Raw genomic sequence first — 20,494 nt, 5'->3', positions numbered from 1 at the left:
CTAAAATGGCTCTCAGGCTGCGATTGGTTCGCAGAAAAGACCCTGTTCACCGTTTTTTATCAGATAAACGCTCCCGTCTACCGAGTCGAGCACATAGAAAAATATCCAGGCGTTGGCGGCAAGCTGATGCAGCGTCTTGTGTTTTTTCACAATGGCAAGCACCGTGGAGGCTTTTGCATTGATAAATGCCTGCAGTCGCTGTGGCGTATGAAAAAGCCGCTCGTCATCGCGTGCCACCGACTGCAGGGGTAAACCGTGCATTAAATCACTGGCGTTGCCCTGCATGATACCGAACTTTCCGGTGACATTATGCGTGATTTTACTCCCGCTGCCAAAGCGGGCGTTATCAATGCTTGAGAACAGGTACTGGGCGTTAATCCACTGGGCAACTACAAGGGGAGCCGTTAGAATGGTTTCAAGGCGCGTGCCGCCTGGGTCTTTCGTCCAGTCATAGCTGTGCAGGAAGCAGCGCCCGTCAAGATGCAGGGTGCGTGTGAGGTGTCGAGGTGCGGCGATGAAAGCCGCGTTACTGGCAAGCCCCCACTCAGGACGTGTTTCAGACCAGTCCTGGCTGCGCTGTTCGATATCAGCGGCGTTTGCATTGCATTCGAGTTTTTTTGCACGCTCTTCATTGACTGCGATTTTCGCAGAATGAAGGTCCTCCATCAGCTTTTCCAAAATATCGGGGTAGACGACCCGCGTTTCCCGGCTTAAAAAGAGATTGACCGTATCGGTGGTGGTGTCGTGGCAGGCACCGTAAAACACGGTATCGAGCGGGATGTGGATGCCGCGGTCTTCAAGCGCGCCGCGGATTTCAGGCTTATTAAGAATGGCTGCAAGCATTTTTGCATTGGTAAAGCCATGATTGCCACCGCATGCGCCGCAGTCAAGTGCGGAGGCGTAAGGGTTGTTAACGGTACTTCCTCCGTGTCCGCAAAGCAGGATGATTTTGGCAAAATGTGTATCGAGACTCATCAGTCGCAGGATATTTTCAGCGGAATTAAGCTGCTCCTCAAAGGTGAGACCAAACGCATCCTGCACCTCCTCTCCCTCAAAAATCGGTTTCGTATCAGGGTTTTTCACGAAGGCGCGATTCAGAATGTCGCATAACCTGCTCTCGGTTTTTGGCATCAGGGATTTAATAAGCAGATGCAGCCCGCACCATGGCCCGAGAAACTCGGCGAGCGTGAAGGGAGTTGAGAAATTATATTTCAAAGACTGAAATGCATTTTTCAGGTGTGTAGCAAGGCTTTTGCTGAAAAAATGGGTTTTTTCGGCGGCTTCGTTGATAAAAAGCGGGTGCTCATGAACGGTATGCGCCGGTTGCAGCAGAACTGGGCAGCAGACTTTAAGGGTATTGGTGTGGGTCGCATGCACACGAACGGGCAGGCCAAAAAATCCGGCAAACCCAAAGGTTTCATAGCGTCCCAGACTTTCAATGGCGCGGCGCAGGGGTTCGGAACGAACGTCTATGCAGAAAACGCATTGCACGTCCGGCCGTCCTGCCTCAGGCTGTGAGGTTTTACCGGTCTCAAGAAGGGCTTTAAGCAGGTTGTCCCGATAGCGTGTTTCATGGGATTCCAGTGTTTTAAGCACGTGATGTGGCGCGCTGGCAGGTGATTCAGGCGTCCAGGTCTGTAAGATGTCTGGCCAGAGCATGCAGGTAAGGACAAGACGCATGGCCAAAAAGTCGATAAGTCGGGCGGGTGCTTCCGGGGCATTTTCCGAGCGCTGCTGCTGTTCCTGCCATTTTATGCGCCCCGCCCATCCGGGCAGTGCGCTAAAGTGTTCACTGATGAAAGCAGGCTCAAGCGCTTTCGCTACCCCGAGCGTATCAAGGCAGTGTCGCACCGCATCCCGGGCATTAAGCGGCAGGGCTTTCAGCCAGGCTTTGCGCGATGCCTTATGCTGATGCACCGTTGCATCATAAGTAACGAGCTTTTGAAAAGCCGGGTAAAGCCCCTCTTCACGCCACGGCAGAGGGATGGTTGCCTGTTCGGTATCAAGCAGTGCCGAGCACCACTTGATGCATTGTGCATTGATTGCATCCAGTCGTTCTGCCTCATGCGTATTTGCAGGCATGGGTACAGTCAGCGTTTGACTGAGGGCCTCTGAAAAAGCCTCTCCTTCAAGCCCCTGCAGCGGATTGTTAGCAATAAACGTCTGGAGAGGCCAGACCACAGGAACCACGCGCGCGGCCTCTTCGATAAGACGCTCAAGGCTGTCGGGTTCAGAGGCGACCGAATGCAGGGCGGTTTTTGGCTGCTGCATGCAGGAAACGGCGGTAGACATGAGTGGCTCCTCTGGCGTTAAAGGGTAGAGTTCGTGGCAGAAAACGGATAGCTTGCGCGTTGCGTCGTCACCGTTTTCAGCGGTGGTTGACTGGCATTTAAAGCGGCAACACAGAGTGTCGCGCCTGTTTGGCCGCGGATAAACCGGTTAAAAAGTGGGGTGTTAAAAAATACCCACGATGCTGTGAAAAGCATTAACACACTGACATGGATAAGCGAGAGCGGCTGCGGCGCTGACAGATAGGGCTCTGGCAGCAGCGCCTCCATAAGAAAGAGTGTTTTACCGTAGAGGCTGCTGGTGACAAGGGTTATGGACAGCGCCAGTAAAAAGCGCGCTGGCGTGAGGTTGCCAGGCATGAGTGCCAGCATGCACTGTGCGCCTGCCATTGCGGTGAACAGGACAAGAAAGAGAGTCGAATTCAGGGCTGGCATTGTGATACCGCTCGACTGTATAAAGAGGAGCGCGCCCAGTACGCCGCCGATTAGCGCCAGCATCAAGGTGAGGGAGCGGCGCTCCGCCAGGCGTTCAGTTGATTTTTTTTGTACCCCGCTCCCGCCTGACCACAGGAAAAGGTACGCCTTAAAAAGTCCGTGCCAGCAAAGGTGGATAATGGCTGGAATGAAGAGCCCAAGCCCGCACTGCATCAGCATGAACCCCATTTGTCCCATGGTGGAGCAGGCAAGCATTCGTTTGATGTCGGTCTGCAGCAGTTTCCAGAAGGTTCCGATAAATGCCGAGAGTGCGCCCATCAGGAACAGCACTGTCAGCAGCGGCGGGTTTAGAATAACAAGTGGTGCCAGTTTGACAATCAGAATGCCCCCGGCATTAATCACGCCCGCGTGCATCATCGCGGAAACAGGGGTCGGGGAGTTTAAGGACGCAGTCAGCCATCGGGAAAATGGCCAGGCCGCTGACTGGATAAATGCTGTCAGTAAGACGAGCGCGCAGGCTGCTACCGTAAGAGGCGAGCTGTTTTTGAGGCTCTGCAGGCTTTGCAGCGAAGCATTGCCGGTTTCCTGAGCCACGAGCAGCATGGCGAGAAGGAGGCTGATGGACGCAGGCAGCAACATTTTCAGCGTCAAGAGGCCGGATTGCCTTGCCGCAGGCCAGTCGGGATTGTGTACCATTAAACGAATCAAAAAGAAGCTCGTGAGCGACCAGGCTGCCCAGAGCAGAAAGGCATTGTCTGAGAGAATCAGCAGGGCAGCTGAGAGCGTAAGGGCTGCGAGATTGCGAAAATAACGCTGATAATACCGGTCGCCGTTCATGTAGCGCCATGAAAAACGCTGCACAGCGAAGCTCACAAGAAATACCAGCGCGCAAAGCAGCAGGTTAAGCGGGCGTGCCGCCAGAAAGGAAGTTGCCTCAATAGCGGCATGACCTGATACAGCGAGATACAGGCAAAGGAGAGTTATCAGCAGGCTGACCCCAGTCAGCGAAGCGCTGAGGCGTGCTCCTTGTGCGGCGTATGTTTGTGGCATGCATGCATTCAGGAGGGCTGCAAGCATGGGGCAGGCGAGCATCAGGCCTGTCAGGAAAAATACATTCAGCTCCACGGTTCACTCCGGCAGTCATTTTCTTTACATGAAGGATAAGCGTTGTTTGTTTATTAGTAAAATTAAAAGTAATAATCTAGGTTATTACATTTTCTAATGACACGGGGTGTGCCCAGGGGTCTGTTGACATTTGGTGACGTGCTTTGCAGCAGTGTCACCAATGGTCAATAGACCCTAAGCGAATGTTTTACGAATTTTTTGCCGCAGGAGTGCTTTTTGACTTTCTGACAGGGGCTGGTTGTCAGCGTCTGACACACAGAAGGTATCTTCAGCTCGCTCGCCGGCCGTGGCAATTTTGGCGCTGTGCAGGATGATTTTTTGTGCATGGAAAAGATGCCCAAGTTCTGCGAGCAGACCTCTTCGGTCAGCGGCGGTAAGGAACATGCGGGTCAGGCCGTTTTCCTTATCCTCACGGAAAATGACGGAGGGTTTTGTGTGAAAATGTACCTGCTGGCGCATCAATCGCCGCTGCACGACCTGCGGCAGCGGGCTGCCAGGAGGTGCTGAAAGCGCGTTAACGAGTGCGCGCTGAATGGATTGCAGGCGATGGGTGTCGCAGAGGATGTTGTTCTTTTCATCAAGAATCACATAAGTATCAAGGGTGAAATGATTCGCACACCTCAGGATATACGCCTCTTGAATCGTGACATGCTGATTACAGAGAACAGTCGTTGCAATGGTGAAATGCGCATCCATTCGCGGCATGTAAATCAAAACACCGGTCGCGCCCTCACCGTGATGGGGCAGCAGGGTAACCACAGGAAAATGCCGCGAAGACACGATGGCTTCGGCGTGTGCGGCAAGTGTTTTGGGCGATTCGTGGAGAAAATACTTTTCGTTGAAAGTCGCCCACAGCGCACAGACCATGTCCTTTGGGGCATGCTTCAGGAGTTTCAGTGCCTTTTCCCGGCGTTTTGCAGCAATCTGACTGGAGCCGTCAGGTTCTGAGACTGCCTTTGAGAGATGCGCGTGTGCTGCGCGAAAAAGCTCGCGTAAAAGGGAGTCTTTCCAGCTGTTCCAGAGGGTGGGGTTCGTGGCGCAGATGTCGGCAACGGTCAGCAGATAGAGGCAGTCCAGGTATTCAGTGTCTGGGATGTGCCGGCAAAAGCGTGTGATGGTTTCAGGGTCATAGATATCCTGACGCTGCGCGGTATGAGACATCAGAAGATGGTGCTGCACCAGCCATACGAGCAGGGCGGTTTCGTCTTTAGAGAGATGATGACGCAGGGCAAAGCGCCGGGCTTCCATGGCGCCCTTGCTGGAATGACAGCCTCCCTGGCCTTTGCCGATATCGTGAAAAAGCGCGGCGAGCAGCAAAGCCTCGGTGTGTGTGACTGTTTTCATGCGCTCTACACAAAGTGGAAAGCGTGCGGCAGTTGCCGGGTAGCGAAACCGTGCCACGTTTCGCAGCACAAAAAGGCTGTGTTGATCGACCGTATAAGCATGAAACAAATCATACTGCATTTGCCCGGTGACGGCCGCGATGGCCGGCAGATAATGTCCAAGCACCCCGGAAGCATGCATGCGCTCGAGGATATCAGCGGGGTTTGGTGCCTTTCGAATAATGTCCATGAAACACGTAGTTGCCCGGCGCGATTTTAGTACCCTCATGTCCATTCGAAAAAGATTATCGCGAATAAGGCGCAGGGTCTCAGCGCGTATGCCCTCGATATCAGGCCGCTTTGCGAGCCAGAGAAAGAGCGTAAGAAGGGCTCCAGGGTCATTGGCAAATACGGTACTGGAGCGTACCCCGATGCGACGGTTGCAGAGCAGAAACTTGTCATCGAGCGGTGTCATGCGCAGGCGTTTGGGTGCAAGATGTTCTTCTTCAAACGCCTGCAAAATCTCTTCACTCAGTTCCCGGCTTTGCTTGATGACCCGAAAATACACTTTCATGAACTGCTCAATCGCAAGCGACCCTGGTGCATCCCGATGACCAAAACGCGCGGCCAGCGGCTGCTGCCAGTCAAAGAGGAGCCTGTCTTCACGTCCGTTACTAAGCGCATGCAGGTGAGAGCGCACCTTCCAGAGAAAACGCTGACAGGCCAGTAATCGCGTGTATTCTCGTGAAGAAAGGTAGCCACAGGCAATTCCGTCAGAGAGTTTTTTCATGCCAAAGTGGCGTTTACCGACAGCTTGAATCAGCTGCAAATCGCGCAGGCCCCCGGGCCCGAGCTTGACATCCGGCTCAAGGCTGCATGCGGTTTCGTTGTATTTTCGCCAGCGTGCTTCCTGCTCTTTGCGTTTGGCATGATAAAACGCCTCACTGCTCCAAAGATGCAGGGGATGAATGGCGTAGGCGAGTGCATCGGCAAGTGAGGCACTGCCACAGATGATGCGCATGTCCTGCAGGCTCGAGAGAAGGGTCAGGTCGTCATTGGCAAGTGCAGCAAGGTCTGCAACAGTTCCGATTTGCGCACCGGGTTCAAGCCCCGTATCCCAGCAGCCCTGGATGAATTTTTGCGCATTAGTCAGTATTTCCGGTTCAGGGTTCGGGGGATGCAACAGCAACAAGTCAACGTCTGAATAGAGCTGGAGTTCCTGTCGACCATAACTGCCGAGTGCAAGCAGGGTAACGTTTCGCCCCTCATGCAGGTGATGCATGCGAAAGAGCTTTTGCAGCAGGGTGTCGGTGAAGGCTGTCAGTTCACCGTTAAGCCTCAGTGAACGGGGGGCACGGGCAAGCCGGTCACGAAGGGATTCACGAAAGCGTTTAACCTCCTCTCGAAGCGCGCTGACCTGCCTGTTCATCGATGGTTTCCGGTCGTAGAAGCCAGTATTGGCGATTTTAAGCCTATCATGCCTGTGGGGTCATGTCATCGCAGGCCTCTGTGCCGGACAATTTTTAAATATACAAAGACACGTACACAGGTGCATCTGTCCTGCATCGAAGCGAAGTTTGCGTTACAGATACCCCTGGCACACAGAGGCATTAAATTCATTGTACCTGAGATGGCTTTGTGGTATAAAGATGACGCTTTTTAACGACTCACACGCTTCGACACAGTACGGCCGGGTCCCGAAAGGGTGCCGTATGGGAAGTGTGGACGCATAACCCGTGGAGAGAAACATGCAAAAAACCAGCATGCGCGACCTGCTTGAAGCCGGCGCACATTTCGGACACCGTACCTGCTACTGGAACCCCAAAATGGCCGAGTACATTTACGGTTCCCGCAACAAAATTCATATCATCAACCTTGAAAAAACCATACCGCTGCTGAACGATGCAGCGAACTATGCAGGTCGTCTGGCGGCCAACAAGGCAAAAATACTGTTTGTAGGCACTAAGCGTGCGGCGCAGGACTGCATTCGTGAACACGCGAAGCGTTGCGGCATGCCATATGTTGATCACCGCTGGCTGGGTGGCATGCTCACCAACTTCAAAACCGTTCGTCAGTCCATTTTTCGTCTGAAAGAACTGAAAAAACTGCGCGATGAAACCGGTTTTTCCGGCATGATTAAAAAAGAAGCACTGATGATGGCACGTGAGCTTGAAAAGCTTGAGCGCGGCCTGAGCGGTATCGAGGACATGGGCGGCCTGCCAGATGCGCTCTTTATCGTCGACGTTGGTTTTGAGCACATTGCGGTTGAAGAAGCCCGCAAGCTGAAAATCCCCGTCATCGGTGTGGTTGATACCAATAACGACCCTGATAAAATTGACTATGTTATCCCGGCGAACGATGACTCCATGCGCGCTGTGAACCTGTATGTTCGCACCATAGCGGATGCCATCCTTGATGCTAAAAACGGTAACACCGTTGGTGTGGCTGCAGCCGGTGACGAGTTTGTGGAAGTGTCCGAAGCCGCCGCAAAAAAAGCGGAATAACCGGGCTTACGCCCTGGATACGTCAAACGGTCTGCGGTTAGATTAGCGTTTACGCAGACCCCCCGGGGGGCGGTTCACACGAACAGGCCCCCCTTTTGCCATGTGGAGAATCAGAATATGTCTACAGCACCAATTACTGCATCCCTTGTTATGGAACTGCGCGCACGCACAGGCGCCGGCATGATGGAGTGCAAAAAATACCTGACCATGACTGAGGGCGATATTGAAAAAGCCATCACCGAGATGCGCAAAGACGGTCAGGCCAAAGCAGACAAGAAAAAAGACCGCGTGGCGGCTGAGGGTGTTATCGTTGCTGCCCGTTCAGCAGATGGCAAAAGTGCTGTAATGCTTGAAATCAACAGCGAAACTGATTTTGTTGCGCGCGATGCAAGCTTTGTTGAATTTGCTGCAAAAGTTGCCGATACCGCGCTGCACACAGCAGTTAACGATATCGATACACTGGCTGGCAAGCCGGTGCATGGCGCTGAGAGCACTGTGGAAGAAGCGCGTCAACATCTCGTTGCCAAAATTGGCGAGAACATTCAATTGCGTCGTCTGCACCAGCTGAGTGCCGAGGGTGTAGTTGGCTGCTACCTTCATGGTTCACGCATTGGAGTAATGGTTGCGCTGCGTGGTGGCGACGAAGCGCTGGCGCGTGATATTGCCATGCACATTGCGGCAACTCGTCCACTCGTTGTACTGCGTGAGCAGGTTCCGGCAGAAGCCATAGAAAATGAGCGTGAAATTTTCATGGCACAGGCACGTGAAAGTGGCAAGCCGCAGGATATCATTAATAAAATGATTGAAGGCCGTATCAGCAAGTTTGTTGATGAAGTCAGCCTTGTGGGTCAGCCATTTGTTAAAGATCCCAACAAAAAAATCGCGCAGCTGCTTAAAGAGCACAACGCCGAAGTGGTTTCCTTTGTCTGCTTCGTTGTTGGTGAAGGCATTGAGAAAAAGGCTGACAACTTTGTAGAAGAAGTTATGTCGCAGGTTCGCGGATAATGATGGAAACCGATGCCCCTTCACTGAAATACCGGCGCATCCTGCTTAAATGCAGCGGTGAGGCGCTGATGGGCAAAGCCCAGTTTGGCATAGACCCCGCGGTGCTTGACAGCATAGCGGGGGACATCGCGCGTCTTATCCGTATGGGCGTGCAGGTAGGTGTGGTCATTGGCGGCGGCAATCTGTTTCGCGGAAAAGCGCTTTCGCGAGCAGGTCTTGGACGCGTTACCGGTGACCACATGGGCATGCTTGCCACAGTTATGAACGCGCTTGCAATGCGCGATGCACTGGAACGCATTGATATGCCGGCGCGCATTATGTCTGCCATCCCCATGATGGGAGTTGTGGACGCGTACCATCGCCGTAAAGCCATTACTCACCTCGCCAACGGGCATGTGGTGATTTTTGCCGCAGGAACCGGTAATCCGTTCTTTACAACCGATACTGCAGCCTGTCTGCGAGCCATCGAAGTGGGAGCGGATATCGTGCTTAAAGCCACAAAAGTTGATGGCGTTTATTCCGAAGATCCGGTAAAAAACCCCAATGCGATACGCTATGATTTCCTGACGTATCGGGATGTCTTGAACCGCGGGCTTGAAGTGATGGACCTGACTGCAATTTGTCTGTGTCAGGATCAGAACATGCCGTTACAGGTGTTTGATATGAACGCCCCGGATGCCCTTCTGCACATTGTTGAGGGAAGGCAGGTAGGAACCCTGATTGGAGCAAATCATGATCAATGATATCAGACAAGACGCTGAAAAGCGGATGAAGAAAACCCTGGAAACCCTTGAGGTGGATTTGACAAAAATCCGCACGGGTCGTGCGAATGTCAGTTTTCTTGACCACGTGATGGTCGATTATTATGGCAATTCCACACCCATCAATCAGGTGGCCAGCATCACAAACAGTGATTCGCGTACGCTGCTTGTTACCCCCTGGGAAAAGAACATGGTCGCCGCCATTGAAAAAGCGATTTTGACTTCTGATCTTGGGCTTAATCCATCAACAGCCGGTGCTGCCATTCGTGTTCCCATGCCTGCCCTTACCGAAGAGCGCCGCAAGGAGATGATTAAGGTCGTTCGTGCTGAAGGTGAGCAGGCTCGTGTAGCGGTGCGTAACATTCGCCGCGATGCCAATAACCATCTGAAGGATCTTGTCAAAGACAAGAGCATTTCCGAAGACGATGAACGTCGCGCAACGGAAGTCGTTCAAAAACTGACGGATAAGTTTGTGGCAGAAATAGACAAGCTGCTTGAAGACAAAGAAAAAGATCTCATGGAGATTTAGTCTGATCATGTTTAACGCCGGGCTTATCAGCCCGGTCTACGGTTTCGATGTAAATAAAAACCATATAAAACAACAGCTTACAGGTAGGCTGGGTTGAGCGTAGCGAAGCCTGGCATTCGATATCACCGTTGGCCGGATGTTTTATAGCATCCTGTCCCGCGCTTATCAGCGCAGGCTACGGCATTTTACTTTTAAAACAACAGCTTACAGGTAGGCTGGGTTGAGCGTAGCGAAGCCTGGCATTCGATATCACCGTTGGCCGGATGTTTTATAGCATCCTGTCCCGCGCTTATCAGCGCAGGCTACGGCATTTTACTTTTAAAACAACAGTTTACAGGTAGGCTGGGTTGAGCGTAGCGAAGCCTGGCATTCGATATCACCGTTGGCCGGATGTTTTATAGCATCCTGTCCCGTGCTTATCAGCGCAGGCTACGGCATTTTACTTTTAAAACAACAGCTTACAGGTAGGCTGGGTTGAGCGTAGCGAAGCCTGGCATTCGATATCACCGTTGGCCGGATGTTTTATAGCATCCTGTCCCGCGCTTATCAGCCCAGTCTACTTTTTCTATCGTACCCGCTTCAACACCACCCAACCCAGCCAACCGATTCTACCCACTCTATGCGCTTGAAATACGCACTGAACTGCGCGTGATTTAACAAAGAGAGTATGCGTCGTTCCCGCGAGGCAAAAATAATAATATTCGCACATCCGCGAATGGGTATATTTAAGACTTCCCCGAAAACGGCTCGAAGCGGCTCCAAGAGTGCCTGATGGTACTCTGGTGTAGAGAGATTAAGGGCGAGTATGCCATTTTCATTGAGTACACGCTTACAGTCGTTAAAAAATGTTTCCTGATAACAGGCGGCAGGAAGGCCATCTGCATTGGCAAGGTCAACGAGCAGGTGGTCAAAGGACTCTTTTGTTTTCTTGAGAAAGTCAAAAGCGTCTGCTTGCAGCACCCTCGTGGTTGTGAGCGTATTAAGCGCAAAATATGTGTGGGCAAGCTCGAGAACTTCGGGGCAGCGTTCGATTGCCAGCAGGGGCATATCAGGGTGTTCATGGGCTAAAAAATGCAAAAGAGCTCCACCTCCCGCGCCCAGTACGCAGGTGCTGCCCTGAAAAAGCCGTGCTGCCAGCGAAAACGCCTCAAGGTAGCGCATAACCGGTTTATGAGGCGTCTTGCGCTTAACGAGTGTTTGAATGGCGCTGTCTGAAAACTGCAGCCAGCGGTAGTGCGCATTCTGCAGTACCCGCATGCCCCCCTCGGCACGATAAACCACGCGCCCCACAAGGGTTTGCCAGAACATGCTTATTCCTGCTGAAACGGATACACGCTTCCGAGGTCGAGGAGTTGCGTCAGCGCATCCAGCGCTTCTTCGCACTCCCGCACGAATGCGCTGCTTACGAGATCTGTCGCCTCGAGACGGTCACGGTAATGGCGCCTGACCCACACCTCCAGTGCATTCAGTCTTTCAGGTGTAGCCAGTACGCCCTGATGCATATTCTGCAGTGCCATTCCAGTCAGGGGCACCCGCAGGCGCAGGCAGGCAGGCCCGCCGCCATTGCGCATGCTCTGGCGCAAATCCAGATAATGTACCTGGTTGACCGGGTTTGAGGCATCCTGCAGCATGCGTTCAACAAACGCATGTACGCGTTCATTTTCGCGACACTCAACAGGGGCAATCAGCATCATGCCGCCATCAGGGCAGGTAATGAGCTGCGAATTAAAAAGGTAACTTTCAACGGCATCCGACAGGCTAAAATCCTCCCGGCTGGCCGTAATAACCATGAGCGGAAAATTCACCATCCTTTTCAGTGTCTCAAGCAATGCCTCCTGATCCACAAAAGCGTCTTCATGCATCAGCATCACCGATTCATTCACGGTGGCAATGACATCATTATGAAACACTCCGGCATCAATGGCGCGCGGATTCTGGCAGGCATAGACCACACGTTCAGGGTTTAACAGGTGACGCCTCGCAATCGCTTCAGAGGCCTCAAGCGTCTGGCGGGCGGGATATCGCCTCGGTCCTGCGTGCTGTGAGTGCCTGAGAAGCGCCTGTTTACCATATACAAAGAGATGCAGCCCTTCAGAATCATGGGTGGCACACAGGCGATTATGGTTGGCAGCTCCCTCATCCCCCATTGCACTGGTACGTGGAAGTGGGGCATGGTGGCAGAAGTATTCCGCATTTTCAAAAATGCGTGCCAGCAAAAACGCGGAAAAATCGGCTTCCTGATGGCGGTGGAGATTCGTGACCAGGTTCGCGGCGGTAAAATGTACACGTCCGTCAGCGGTATCGGCTGCGGGAGAGACTGTCGCCGCGTTCGCCGTCCACATGCTAGAGGCTGAGAAGGCAGCACTTAAGAGCATCGGTGCTTCATGCGCGGCTTTTGCAAGGCACTGGTGCATATCCCCCGTAAATCCGAGGGAGTGCAGGAGGGGAAGGTTGGGACGCGCATGCGGCGGCAGAATGCCCTGCGGAATTCCGGCCTCCGTTAGATGGCGCATTTTGGCAATCCCCTGAAGGGCAGCCGCCTGCGGATTGGCAGGTTTTCTTGCGTTGCTCGTTGAGGCAAGGTTACCTTCAGAAAGACCGGCGTAATGGTGGGTTGGGCCCACAAGGCCGTCAAGATTTAATTCAGGCATGGTGTATCTCCTGAATGCCAGGCAACAGGGTTTCTGGCAACGTTAGGGTGGCTTCTTCAAGGCTTGCGACAGGGGAGGCGCAGTAATCGGCAGCAAACCAGCCGCTTGGGCGATGATTGCCACTCTTCCCTATACCTCCAAACGGCAGACTGCCGGAAGCCCCCGTGGTTGGGCGGTTCCAGTTGATAAGTCCTGCACGCACTTCATCAAAGTAGCGATGATACCGGCTGGCATCATCGGTGAAAATACCACTGGCAAGGCCATAACGGGTGCGGTTGGAGAGCGCAATCGCCTCATCAAGGTCGTGGCAGCGGTAGACCTTTGCAAAAGGCCCAAAAATTTCTTCGTCAGGATCAGCGCTGACACCTGTCATATCCATAAGACCCGGGCTTAAAAAACCCGTATCCTCGCGAAGTGTCTGCATGCGGAGCAGTGAACGACCGCCGGCTGCTTCCAGCGCACGCTGTGCTTCAAGGTGCAACCGTGCCGCAGGCGCGCTGATAACGGGCCCCATAAACGGCTCTGGAGTATCGGTAAAGGGCCCGATACGAACCGCTTCAAACGCGCGGATGAGGCGTGTGAGAAACATGTCGCCAAAGGCACTGTCCGGCAGCAACAGCCTTCTCGCGCAGGTGCAGCGCTGGCCTGCCGTCAGGAGCGTGGAGAGAAGAGTACCATAAAGGGCGGCATCGACATTGTTCACCTCATCAATGACCAGCGGATTATTACCCCCCATCTCAAGGGCTACAATCACCTCGGGGCGCTCGGCCAGATGGCGGTGAATGGCAAGCCCGGTTCGGTAGCTGCCGGTAAAATAGACCGCATTGATATCGCCATCCAGCAGCTGGCGTGCAGTCTCTGCATCTCCCTGGAGGCATTGCAGCACGCCTTTAGGAAGTCCCGCTTCCTGCCAGCATTCGATAATAATCAGACTCGTAAGCGGCGTGAGTTCGCTTGGTTTGTAAATGACGGTGTTGCCGGCAAGGAGTGCCGGGACAATATGTCCGTTGGCAAGATGCGCCGGGAAGTTAAACGCTCCAATGACAAGCGCCACACCATGGGGCTTGAAGCGCAGGTGCGCATCTTTCGCGGGCTGCTTATCCGCCGTGCGTTCAAGACGCGCCTTAAGAGAGAGTGCAATTTTTCCACTGACGGAACTCACCTCCGTCAGCGCCTCCCAGAGCGGTTTGCCGGTTTCAAGAGAGATTGTGCGTGCGAGTGCGTGACGGCGCTTCTCGACTGCTTCGGCAAAACGGGTCAGGATGTGCGCGCGCGCATCCACAGAAAGCCGGCTCCAGGACGTGAGAGCGTCTCGTGCGTGTGTGAGGGCCGCATCGGTTTCAATGGCGGCGGCACTTTCGCCCACCCAGAGGCATTCGCCGGTTGCGGGATTAAACGTTGTGAGCGGCGTGCCATGGCCGCGTGTCCATGCTCCCGCGATAAAATGTCCGGCAGTGTTCGATGGGCTCATGAATGCTCCTGAAACTGTGGTGATTCGTTGGCGTGCAAGGGGGCAATACGAACGCAGTCGCCCGGTTTGATACCGAGGTGTTCGGTGGTATGGCGGTCCAGCAGGCAGGTGTTTTTTTCCATATTCACGATAGACTTACCCATGCTGGCACGAAAATCCGCACGGGTATTGGCAATCAGATAAGTGCGGCTGCTGATACTGTCGCTTAAGGTTTTAACGGTAAAGACGCGGCTGTTTGCAAGCGTGCGAACGCGTCTGGTTTCGGCTTCAATTGTCGGGCCCGCGTCAAAAATATCCACGCATCCTGTCGGGTGAAATCCCTCCTGCAACAGCATGTTCATGGCCGCAACGCTCGACGGATGCGGCTTGCCGATGACAGCCTGAGCCTCTTTGGGCAGAAGGCTCACGTAGATGGGGTGTTTGGGCATTAAATCCGCAATAAACTGCTTATTGGTGGTAGCCGTGAGCTGATCGGCTTTAGCAAAATCCATTTGAAAAAAATGCCGTCCCACCGCTTCCCAGAACGGCGAGCAACCAGATTCATCGGAAATACCGCGCATGTCGGCAATCACTGTTTTGGCAAAGCGATTGGGAAAATTGGCCATGTAGAGAAAACGCGCGCGCGAGAGCAGCAGTCCGTTGCCGCCGTGTCGCCAGGGGGGCGCGAGATAGAGGGTACAGAGTTCACTTGCGCCCTGAAAATCATTGACCGGGTGCAAAAGGTCATGATCATTGCGAATCGCCATTTCATGGTTAATGCGCGTTTGATGCAGTATGCGGTAGGAATAAAAGGGCAGGGTAAGGCCAAGGGCTGCTTCAATCGCCGAAACCCCGGTAATGCTCCCGGTATCGATGTTTTCAAGGACAAAAAGATACATCTCATCGCGCGGCTCGCGCACGAGGCGTTCGAAGGACTCCAGCGCGTGGGCAATCCGCTGCTGCAGGGTATCGCGTTCTGGCGGGAGGGACGTCAGTCCGACACCGGCAGTAGTGGCCAGCGACAGAATGCCATCGAGGTCGTTTTTTTGAACCCGGCGAAGTACCATCATGCTGTTAATTCCTGTAATGCGCCATCTGCGAGCTCCATCAGCAGCAGGGTAGAGAGCAGGGTACGTTCGGCAAGGCTGTCTATCAGCAGGAATTCATCGGCGGTATGAATGTTGCCGCCTCTGACGCCAAGCGTATCGAGTACGGGCAGACCATGGCGCGCAAGGTTATTACCGTCACAGCAGCCGCCGCTGTCTTTCCAGTCGATATGAAGTCCAAGCCTTTTACCCAGTGCCTGCACCCGCGCAAAGAGCGCTTCTGTAGCGTGATTGACGCGCTTGACTGGTCGCCCAAAGCCGCCATGCAGGTCGAGTGTGAAACCCAAAGCCGCGAGATTTTCAAGAATCTTGTTAAATTGCGCCACTACCCATGCTTCATCGTCTGACGACTGAATACGAACATCGATTTGTGCAACCGCTGTATCCGGTACCATGTTAAGGGCTTCTCCACCGGCGATTTTGCCGATGTTAACGGTCACACCCTCGCGTATACCATTGAGTGCGTGCACCTCGCATACCGCGCGTGCGAGGTGCCAGATGGCGTTGCGTCCCTCGTTGAATGCGCGCCCGACATGTGCCGCGCGCCCACGGGCGACAAGGCTGAATTTTCCACTGCCGCGACGGTTTTTCGCAAGCGTACCCTCTGGTGTCATCGCCGGTTCATACACCAGTGCCGCCTGACAAAAGGGAGCAAGTGCGTCCAGTGTGGCAGCAGAGGCCGGTGAGCCGAGCTCTTCATCGCTGTTGATGAGCACATCCCAGCCGATATTTTCTGCCATCGGGCTTTCTTCAAAGGCACGCAGGGCTTCAAGCATCACGAGTAGACCGCCTTTCATGTCCGAAACCCCCGGCCCGTTCAGAACGTTCGCATCGATGTGTTTCACCGTTTGAAAGGGGTGCATGGGGCCAAAGACCGTATCCATATGGCCACAAAGCAGTATGCGGCTTTTAAGATGCGGGCGCTTTCGAATGAGAAGCGCATCGCCAAAGCGGCGATTATAGGGCTGCCCGCTCAGGGAAATGCTGGAAATTTCGGGAAGCACGAGGCTCTCAATATGGTCTGCAAGGGGCGAGAAGGCAGACTTAAGCAGCAGTAGAAAATGCTGAAGCCCCTCAAGGTTGTCACTGCCAGTATTGATGTTGCACCAGTGTGTCAGTCGCTCAACCATCTCAGGTGTGGCCGCCACCAGTCTGTTTTTCAGTCCGTTGAGGAATGCATCCATGATGAAAATGCTCTTCAAAGGGTAAAACATTAGCCCAAATGCTACCTACAGGCAACAGCACGCAGAAAAAAGTGCAACCATGGAATTATTCTGCTATTATAGTGTGCAGTTTTTACATAACTTAACCCCGCTCAGGGAAAGTCAGCATTCAGGAACCTCATGACAGACCAAGCTATTACCTTCGCCTCACTCGCGTTGTCCGAACCCCTTTTACAAGCCCTCAGTGACATGCAGTTTGTCACGCCTTCTGCGATTCAGGCACAGACCATACCGCCACTCCTCGCTGGTAACGACGTTGTTGGCCAGGCACAGACCGGTACCGGAAAAACCGCCGCTTTCGCGCTGCCCATTCTGCATCGTTTGACCCCAAAATCACGTGAAACACAGGCGCTTGTTATCGCGCCTACCCGCGAGCTTGCCATTCAGGTGGCAGAGCAGTGCATGACACTGGGAGCCCGCATGCAGGGGCTTACCGTTGCCATTCTCTGCGGTGGCCAGGATTATCGCACCCAGTTGAAGCAGCTTCGTGACGGCGCGCAGATTGTTGTCGGCACACCGGGCCGAATTCTCGATCACCTCGACCGAGGTACGCTCCAGACTGCGGCTTTAAATACCGTCGTTCTTGATGAAGCGGATGAAATGCTGCGCATGGGCTTTATCGAAGACATGGAGTCCATTCTTTCGCGCCTGCCGGAAACCCGCCAGACTGCACTCTTTTCAGCGACTATGCCGCCACGCATTCGCCAGATTGCCAACCGTTATCTGAAAGACCCGGTTTCCGTAGAAATTCGCATGGAAACGGCAACGGTTAAAAGCATTGAACAGCGTTTTCTCTTTGCCTCACAGGCACAAAAGCCGGATGCACTGATACGTGTGCTGGCGGTTGAAGACTATCAGGGCGTGATTGTGTTCGTGCGCACCAAAAGCGGCACGGAAGAAGTTGCAGAAGCGCTACAGGAGCAGGGGATGCGCGCCATGGCGATTCATGGTGATTTAACCCAGGCTCTTCGCGAGCGCATTATTGACCAGTTCCGCAAGGGTGCGATTGATATTCTGGTCGCAACCGATGTGGCCGCGCGCGGACTTGACGTTGAACGGGTGACTCACGTTATCAACTACGATGTACCGCATGACTGTGAAACCTACGTGCACCGTATTGGGCGAACCGGGCGTGCCGGTCGCAGTGGGGTGACGATTCTTTTTGTGACACCCCGAGAATCGCGCATGCTGAATCTCATTGAGCGCCATACGCGCCAGCGCATTGAAAAAATCCTGGTGCCGGATGCCTATACCATTGAGAATACACGCCGTGAGCGTTTTGTGGCGAATGTGCGTGCGCGCCTGACGCATGAGCACATTAACGACTACCGTGAACTGGTTAATACCCTGACACAGGATGGTGAAACCAGTGCCCTTGATATTGCCGCAGCCCTTGCGCTTTTGGCGCAGCAGGATAAACCGTGGTCGCGTGAACTGCCAAAACCCGCTCCTAAACCCGCGCGTGAAGATGACAGCTGGCGGCGTGAACGCGAGCCGCGTTTCAGCCGTGAAAAGCCGGCACGATTTGGTCGCGAAAAACCCCGTTTTGAGGGCCGCGAAAGTCGCGCCTTTGCTGATGACAGCGGGCCGCAGGAGCTCTATCGCATTGATGTAGGCCGCATTCATGGGGTGAAGCCTGGCAACATTGTCGGTGCCATCGCCAATGAAGCCGGATTACAGGGGCGCCAGATTGCGGGTATTAAAATTCATGACGACCATACCACGCTGCGCCTGCCGGGCGGCATGTCTAAAGCGGTCTTAAGCACCCTTGCAAAAGCCTGGGTCTGCGGGCGCAAGTTGAACCTGACGTCGCTTGGCAGCGCGTGAGCAAAATGCTGATAACCGCAATCTGAAACTGCAGGGCTGAATGGCATTCAGCCCTGTGCCCGGCATTTCACGGCCTGTACAAGGCTTGTCCTCTTCCTAAAAATATGGCCTAATTCTTTATTTTCTGTCCGCAACCTGCAGGAGTTTACTTATGAAATGGTCTCTGAGCGTTGCCGCGCTTTGCTTTTCTGGTCTGCTTAGCGCTGAAACGCTGAATGGTGTTGTAATTTTTGGTGACAGCTTGTCAGATAATGGCAACCTGTATGAAGTCATGCATCATCAGTTTCCTCAATCGCCACCCTATTACGAGGGACGTTTCTCCAATGGACCCGTATGGATAGAGCGGTTGGTTCAGGGGTATTACGGGCAGAATGCAGATGCGCATCTTGAAGATTATGCCTATGGCGGTGCCGGTATTCTCGAAGATGATGAAGACCCGGGTGCGATGTACACGCTCAAGCGTGAAGTAGGGATGTATCTTGACGCGCATGACCAGGCTGCTGATGCGAGCCGTCTTTACATCGTCTGGATTGGCGGGAACAATTACTTTGCAGCGCCTGATGCGGGCGATGAAGCGGTTGACTTGGTGATTCGCGGAACGGTGAACCAGCTGCGTACGCTCGTTAACGCAGGTGCGCGTCACATCCTTGTCGCCAACCTCCCCAATATGGGAGACGCTCCCATTGCCCGTGAATTTGACGCAAAAGCGGCGTTTGATGCCCTGTCGCGCGCGCACAATGATGCGTTGAAAGCGGCTGTGGAAGGCTTGCGTGCGGAGTATCCTGATGTACAGTGGCTTTTTTATGACACGGAAGGCATGCAGTCGACCATTCTTAAAGACCCGCAGCAATTCGGTTTTACCAACACAGAAGACACCTGCGTGGATTTGGTAAGTGACGAGAACATGCGCCCCGGCATATTGCCAATGGTGTCCCGCGCACGCGTAAGTAAGTTGATGAAGCGTTCGATGGATGCGTGTGATGGATACATGTTTTTTGATGCCGTACACGTTACAGGTCCACTCCATCAGATAATGGCAGATGAAGTTCGTGTACTGCTGGAGAATGCGGGTCTTGGTTTTGCGTAAGGTGTGATGACCGGGCTAAACAGCGTTTAGCCCGGCAGATGCTGTCTTATGCTTATTCATCATCCCAGTTCAGCGTACCACCAGCCTGATACTCGATAACGCGGGTTTCAAAGAAGTTCTTTTCTTTCTTAAGATCGAGCATTTCGCTCATCCACGGGAATGGATTTTCCGCTCCAGGATACTGCTCTGCGAGGCCAATCTGCGCCAGACGGCGGTTCGCGATAAAGTGCAGGTATTCCTCAAACATGCCGGCATTCATGCCAAGGATGCCGTGTGGCATGGTATCTTTGGCATACTGATACTCAAGCTCTACACCTTCACGAATCAGGTTAATCATCTCCTGCTTGAATTCCGGTGTCCAGATCTCCGGGTTTTCAATTTTTATCTGGTTGATGACATCGATACCGAAGTTCATGTGCATGGATTCATCGCGAAGAATATACTGGAACTGCTCAGACGTTCCTACCATCTTGTTACGCCGTCCCATGGAGAGAATCTGCGTGAAGCCAACATAGAAGAAAATGCCCTCGAACACCACATAAAACGCGATAAGATCGCGCAGCAGACGCTGATTGTTTTCTGGTGTGCCGGTGTGGAAATTCGGATCGCCAAGGCTTTGGGTGAATGGCAGCGCCCATGCGGCTTTTGTGGAAACCGATGGAACTTCGCGGTACATGTTGAACACTTCAGCCTCATCAAGGCCAAGGCTTTCAATGACGTACTGGTAGGCGTGCGTATGCAAAGCCTCCTCGAACGCCTGTCGCAGCAGGTACTGGCGGCACTCGGGGTTGGTGATGTGGCGATAGACGGCGAGTACCAGGTTATTGGCAACGAGCGAATCAGCGGTTGAGAAAAAGCCGAGATTGCGCTTGATAATCAGGCGTTCGTCTTCAGTCAGGCCGTTAGCGTCAAACCAGAGCGCTTTATCCGCACTCATGTTGATTTCATTCGGCATCCAGTGGTTCGCGCAGCCAGTAAGGTACTTATCCCATGCCCAGGTGTATTTGAAGGGCACCAGCTGGTTTAAGTCCGCACGGCAGTTAATGATGCGTTTATCATCGACCATGATACGGGCCGCACCCATTTCCAGTTGCTCAAGACCCGTGGCCCCCAGCATGTTCTGGGGGTGGGGTGTATGGTTTGCATTTGCAGGTATGTTCGCAGGCATACAGTTTCTCCTC

General features: G+C 53.5%; 15 protein-coding genes. 6 read left to right on the top strand and 9 right to left on the bottom strand.

Going from position 1 to position 20,494, the window contains the following annotated elements; genetic code table 11:
* Positions 1–12 precede the first annotated feature (12 nt).
* The 3 genes from E4T54_RS03030 to glnD all read right to left on the bottom strand — a co-directional run bounded on the left by E4T54_RS03030 (position 13) and on the right by glnD (position 6,599).
* A complete protein-coding gene (locus E4T54_RS03030) occupies positions 13–2,292 on the bottom strand; it encodes a DUF2309 domain-containing protein (RefSeq protein ID WP_051550986.1) in 2,280 nt (759 codons plus the stop codon).
* A gap of 17 nt (positions 2,293–2,309) precedes the next feature.
* The gene (locus tag E4T54_RS03025) at positions 2,310–3,848 is read right to left on the bottom strand and encodes a proton-conducting transporter transmembrane domain-containing protein (RefSeq protein WP_051550987.1); all 1,539 of its coding nucleotides are present in this window, start codon (positions 3,846–3,848) and stop codon (positions 2,310–2,312) included.
* 174 nt (positions 3,849–4,022) lie between these two features.
* Positions 4,023–6,599, bottom strand: a complete 2,577-nt coding sequence (gene glnD / locus E4T54_RS03020) for a [protein-PII] uridylyltransferase (protein ID WP_028386942.1) — start codon at positions 6,597–6,599, stop codon at positions 4,023–4,025.
* Between the two features lie 319 nt (positions 6,600–6,918).
* Between glnD and rpsB the strand changes: the two genes are divergently transcribed.
* From rpsB to frr, 4 genes are all read left to right on the top strand, one after another.
* Entirely contained in the window at positions 6,919–7,674 is a 756-nt protein-coding gene (gene rpsB / locus E4T54_RS03015; RefSeq protein ID WP_028386943.1) for a 30S ribosomal protein S2, read from the top strand.
* 117 nt (positions 7,675–7,791) lie between these two features.
* Positions 7,792–8,679, top strand: a complete 888-nt coding sequence (tsf, locus tag E4T54_RS03010; protein WP_028386944.1) for a translation elongation factor Ts — start codon at positions 7,792–7,794, stop codon at positions 8,677–8,679.
* Positions 8,679–9,422 carry a UMP kinase gene (gene pyrH / locus E4T54_RS03005; protein WP_028386945.1) on the top strand — a complete coding sequence of 248 codons (744 nt, stop codon included), beginning with the start codon at positions 8,679–8,681 and terminating at the stop codon, positions 9,420–9,422. The genes tsf and pyrH overlap by 1 nt, the downstream gene beginning before the upstream one ends.
* A complete protein-coding gene (gene frr / locus E4T54_RS03000; protein ID WP_028386946.1) occupies positions 9,412–9,969 on the top strand; it encodes a ribosome recycling factor in 558 nt (185 codons plus the stop codon). Before pyrH ends, frr begins: the two co-directional genes overlap by 11 nt.
* Positions 9,970–10,548: 579 nt before the next feature.
* Here the strand turns inward: frr and E4T54_RS02995 are convergent.
* Genes E4T54_RS02995 through E4T54_RS02975 form a run of 5 tightly spaced genes read right to left on the bottom strand, consistent with a single transcriptional unit; the run spans position 10,549 to position 16,360 of the window.
* On the bottom strand, positions 10,549–11,277 hold the full coding sequence (locus tag E4T54_RS02995) for a spermidine synthase (RefSeq protein ID WP_035903361.1): 729 nt from the start codon (positions 11,275–11,277) through the stop codon (positions 10,549–10,551).
* 2 nt (positions 11,278–11,279) lie between these two features.
* Positions 11,280–12,620 carry an N-succinylarginine dihydrolase gene (gene astB / locus E4T54_RS02990; protein WP_035903366.1) on the bottom strand — a complete coding sequence of 447 codons (1,341 nt, stop codon included), beginning with the start codon at positions 12,618–12,620 and terminating at the stop codon, positions 11,280–11,282.
* The gene (gene astD, locus E4T54_RS02985) at positions 12,613–14,091 is read right to left on the bottom strand and encodes a succinylglutamate-semialdehyde dehydrogenase (protein ID WP_028386949.1); all 1,479 of its coding nucleotides are present in this window, start codon (positions 14,089–14,091) and stop codon (positions 12,613–12,615) included. Before astD ends, astB begins: the two co-directional genes overlap by 8 nt.
* A complete protein-coding gene (locus E4T54_RS02980; protein ID WP_028386950.1) occupies positions 14,088–15,140 on the bottom strand; it encodes an arginine N-succinyltransferase in 1,053 nt (350 codons plus the stop codon). Before E4T54_RS02980 ends, astD begins: the two co-directional genes overlap by 4 nt.
* Positions 15,137–16,360 (bottom strand): hydrolase, encoded by a 1,224-nt coding sequence (locus tag E4T54_RS02975; protein WP_065230361.1) that lies wholly within the window; start codon positions 16,358–16,360, stop codon positions 15,137–15,139. Before E4T54_RS02975 ends, E4T54_RS02980 begins: the two co-directional genes overlap by 4 nt.
* 159 nt (positions 16,361–16,519) lie before the next feature.
* On the opposite strand from E4T54_RS02975, the gene E4T54_RS02970 reads away from it, so the two are divergent.
* Positions 16,520–18,226: a DEAD/DEAH box helicase gene (locus E4T54_RS02970; protein ID WP_028386952.1), complete on the top strand. Its 1,707-nt coding sequence runs from the start codon at positions 16,520–16,522 to the stop codon at positions 18,224–18,226.
* Positions 18,227–18,377: 151 nt separating this feature from the next.
* Positions 18,378–19,313, top strand: a complete 936-nt coding sequence (plaA, locus tag E4T54_RS02965; RefSeq protein WP_028386953.1) for a GDSL family lysophospholipase PlaA — start codon at positions 18,378–18,380, stop codon at positions 19,311–19,313.
* A 52-nt stretch (positions 19,314–19,365) separates the two neighbouring features.
* Here the strand turns inward: plaA and E4T54_RS02960 are convergent, their stop codons facing one another.
* Entirely contained in the window at positions 19,366–20,481 is a 1,116-nt protein-coding gene (locus E4T54_RS02960; RefSeq protein WP_051550988.1) for a ribonucleotide-diphosphate reductase subunit beta, read from the bottom strand.
* Positions 20,482–20,494 lie beyond the last annotated feature (13 nt).

The organism is Legionella geestiana (assembly GCF_004571195.1).
GTDB lineage: Bacteria > Pseudomonadota > Gammaproteobacteria > Legionellales > Legionellaceae > Legionella_B > Legionella_B geestiana.
The sequence above is the reverse complement of the archived record's forward strand: the minus strand, read 5'-3'. Positions and strand labels throughout refer to the sequence as shown.

Coding starts and splice junctions, on each gene's coding strand:
- E4T54_RS03030 (WP_051550986.1), bottom strand. CDS start 2,292: ATGTCTACCGCCGTTTCCTGCATGCAGCAGCCAAAAACCGCCCTGCAT.
- glnD (WP_028386942.1), bottom strand. CDS start 6,599: ATGAACAGGCAGGTCAGCGCGCTTCGAGAGGAGGTTAAACGCTTTCGT.
- rpsB (WP_028386943.1), top strand. CDS start 6,919: ATGCAAAAAACCAGCATGCGCGACCTGCTTGAAGCCGGCGCACATTTC.
- tsf (WP_028386944.1), top strand. CDS start 7,792: ATGTCTACAGCACCAATTACTGCATCCCTTGTTATGGAACTGCGCGCA.
- pyrH (WP_028386945.1), top strand. CDS start 8,679: ATGATGGAAACCGATGCCCCTTCACTGAAATACCGGCGCATCCTGCTT.
- frr (WP_028386946.1), top strand. CDS start 9,412: ATGATCAATGATATCAGACAAGACGCTGAAAAGCGGATGAAGAAAACC.
- E4T54_RS02995 (WP_035903361.1), bottom strand. CDS start 11,277: ATGTTCTGGCAAACCCTTGTGGGGCGCGTGGTTTATCGTGCCGAGGGG.
- astB (WP_035903366.1), bottom strand. CDS start 12,620: ATGCCTGAATTAAATCTTGACGGCCTTGTGGGCCCAACCCACCATTAC.
- astD (WP_028386949.1), bottom strand. CDS start 14,091: ATGAGCCCATCGAACACTGCCGGACATTTTATCGCGGGAGCATGGACA.
- E4T54_RS02980 (WP_028386950.1), bottom strand. CDS start 15,140: ATGATGGTACTTCGCCGGGTTCAAAAAAACGACCTCGATGGCATTCTG.
- E4T54_RS02975 (WP_065230361.1), bottom strand. CDS start 16,360: ATGGATGCATTCCTCAACGGACTGAAAAACAGACTGGTGGCGGCCACA.
- E4T54_RS02970 (WP_028386952.1), top strand. CDS start 16,520: ATGACAGACCAAGCTATTACCTTCGCCTCACTCGCGTTGTCCGAACCC.
- plaA (WP_028386953.1), top strand. CDS start 18,378: ATGAAATGGTCTCTGAGCGTTGCCGCGCTTTGCTTTTCTGGTCTGCTT.
- E4T54_RS02960 (WP_051550988.1), bottom strand. CDS start 20,481: ATGCCTGCGAACATACCTGCAAATGCAAACCATACACCCCACCCCCAG.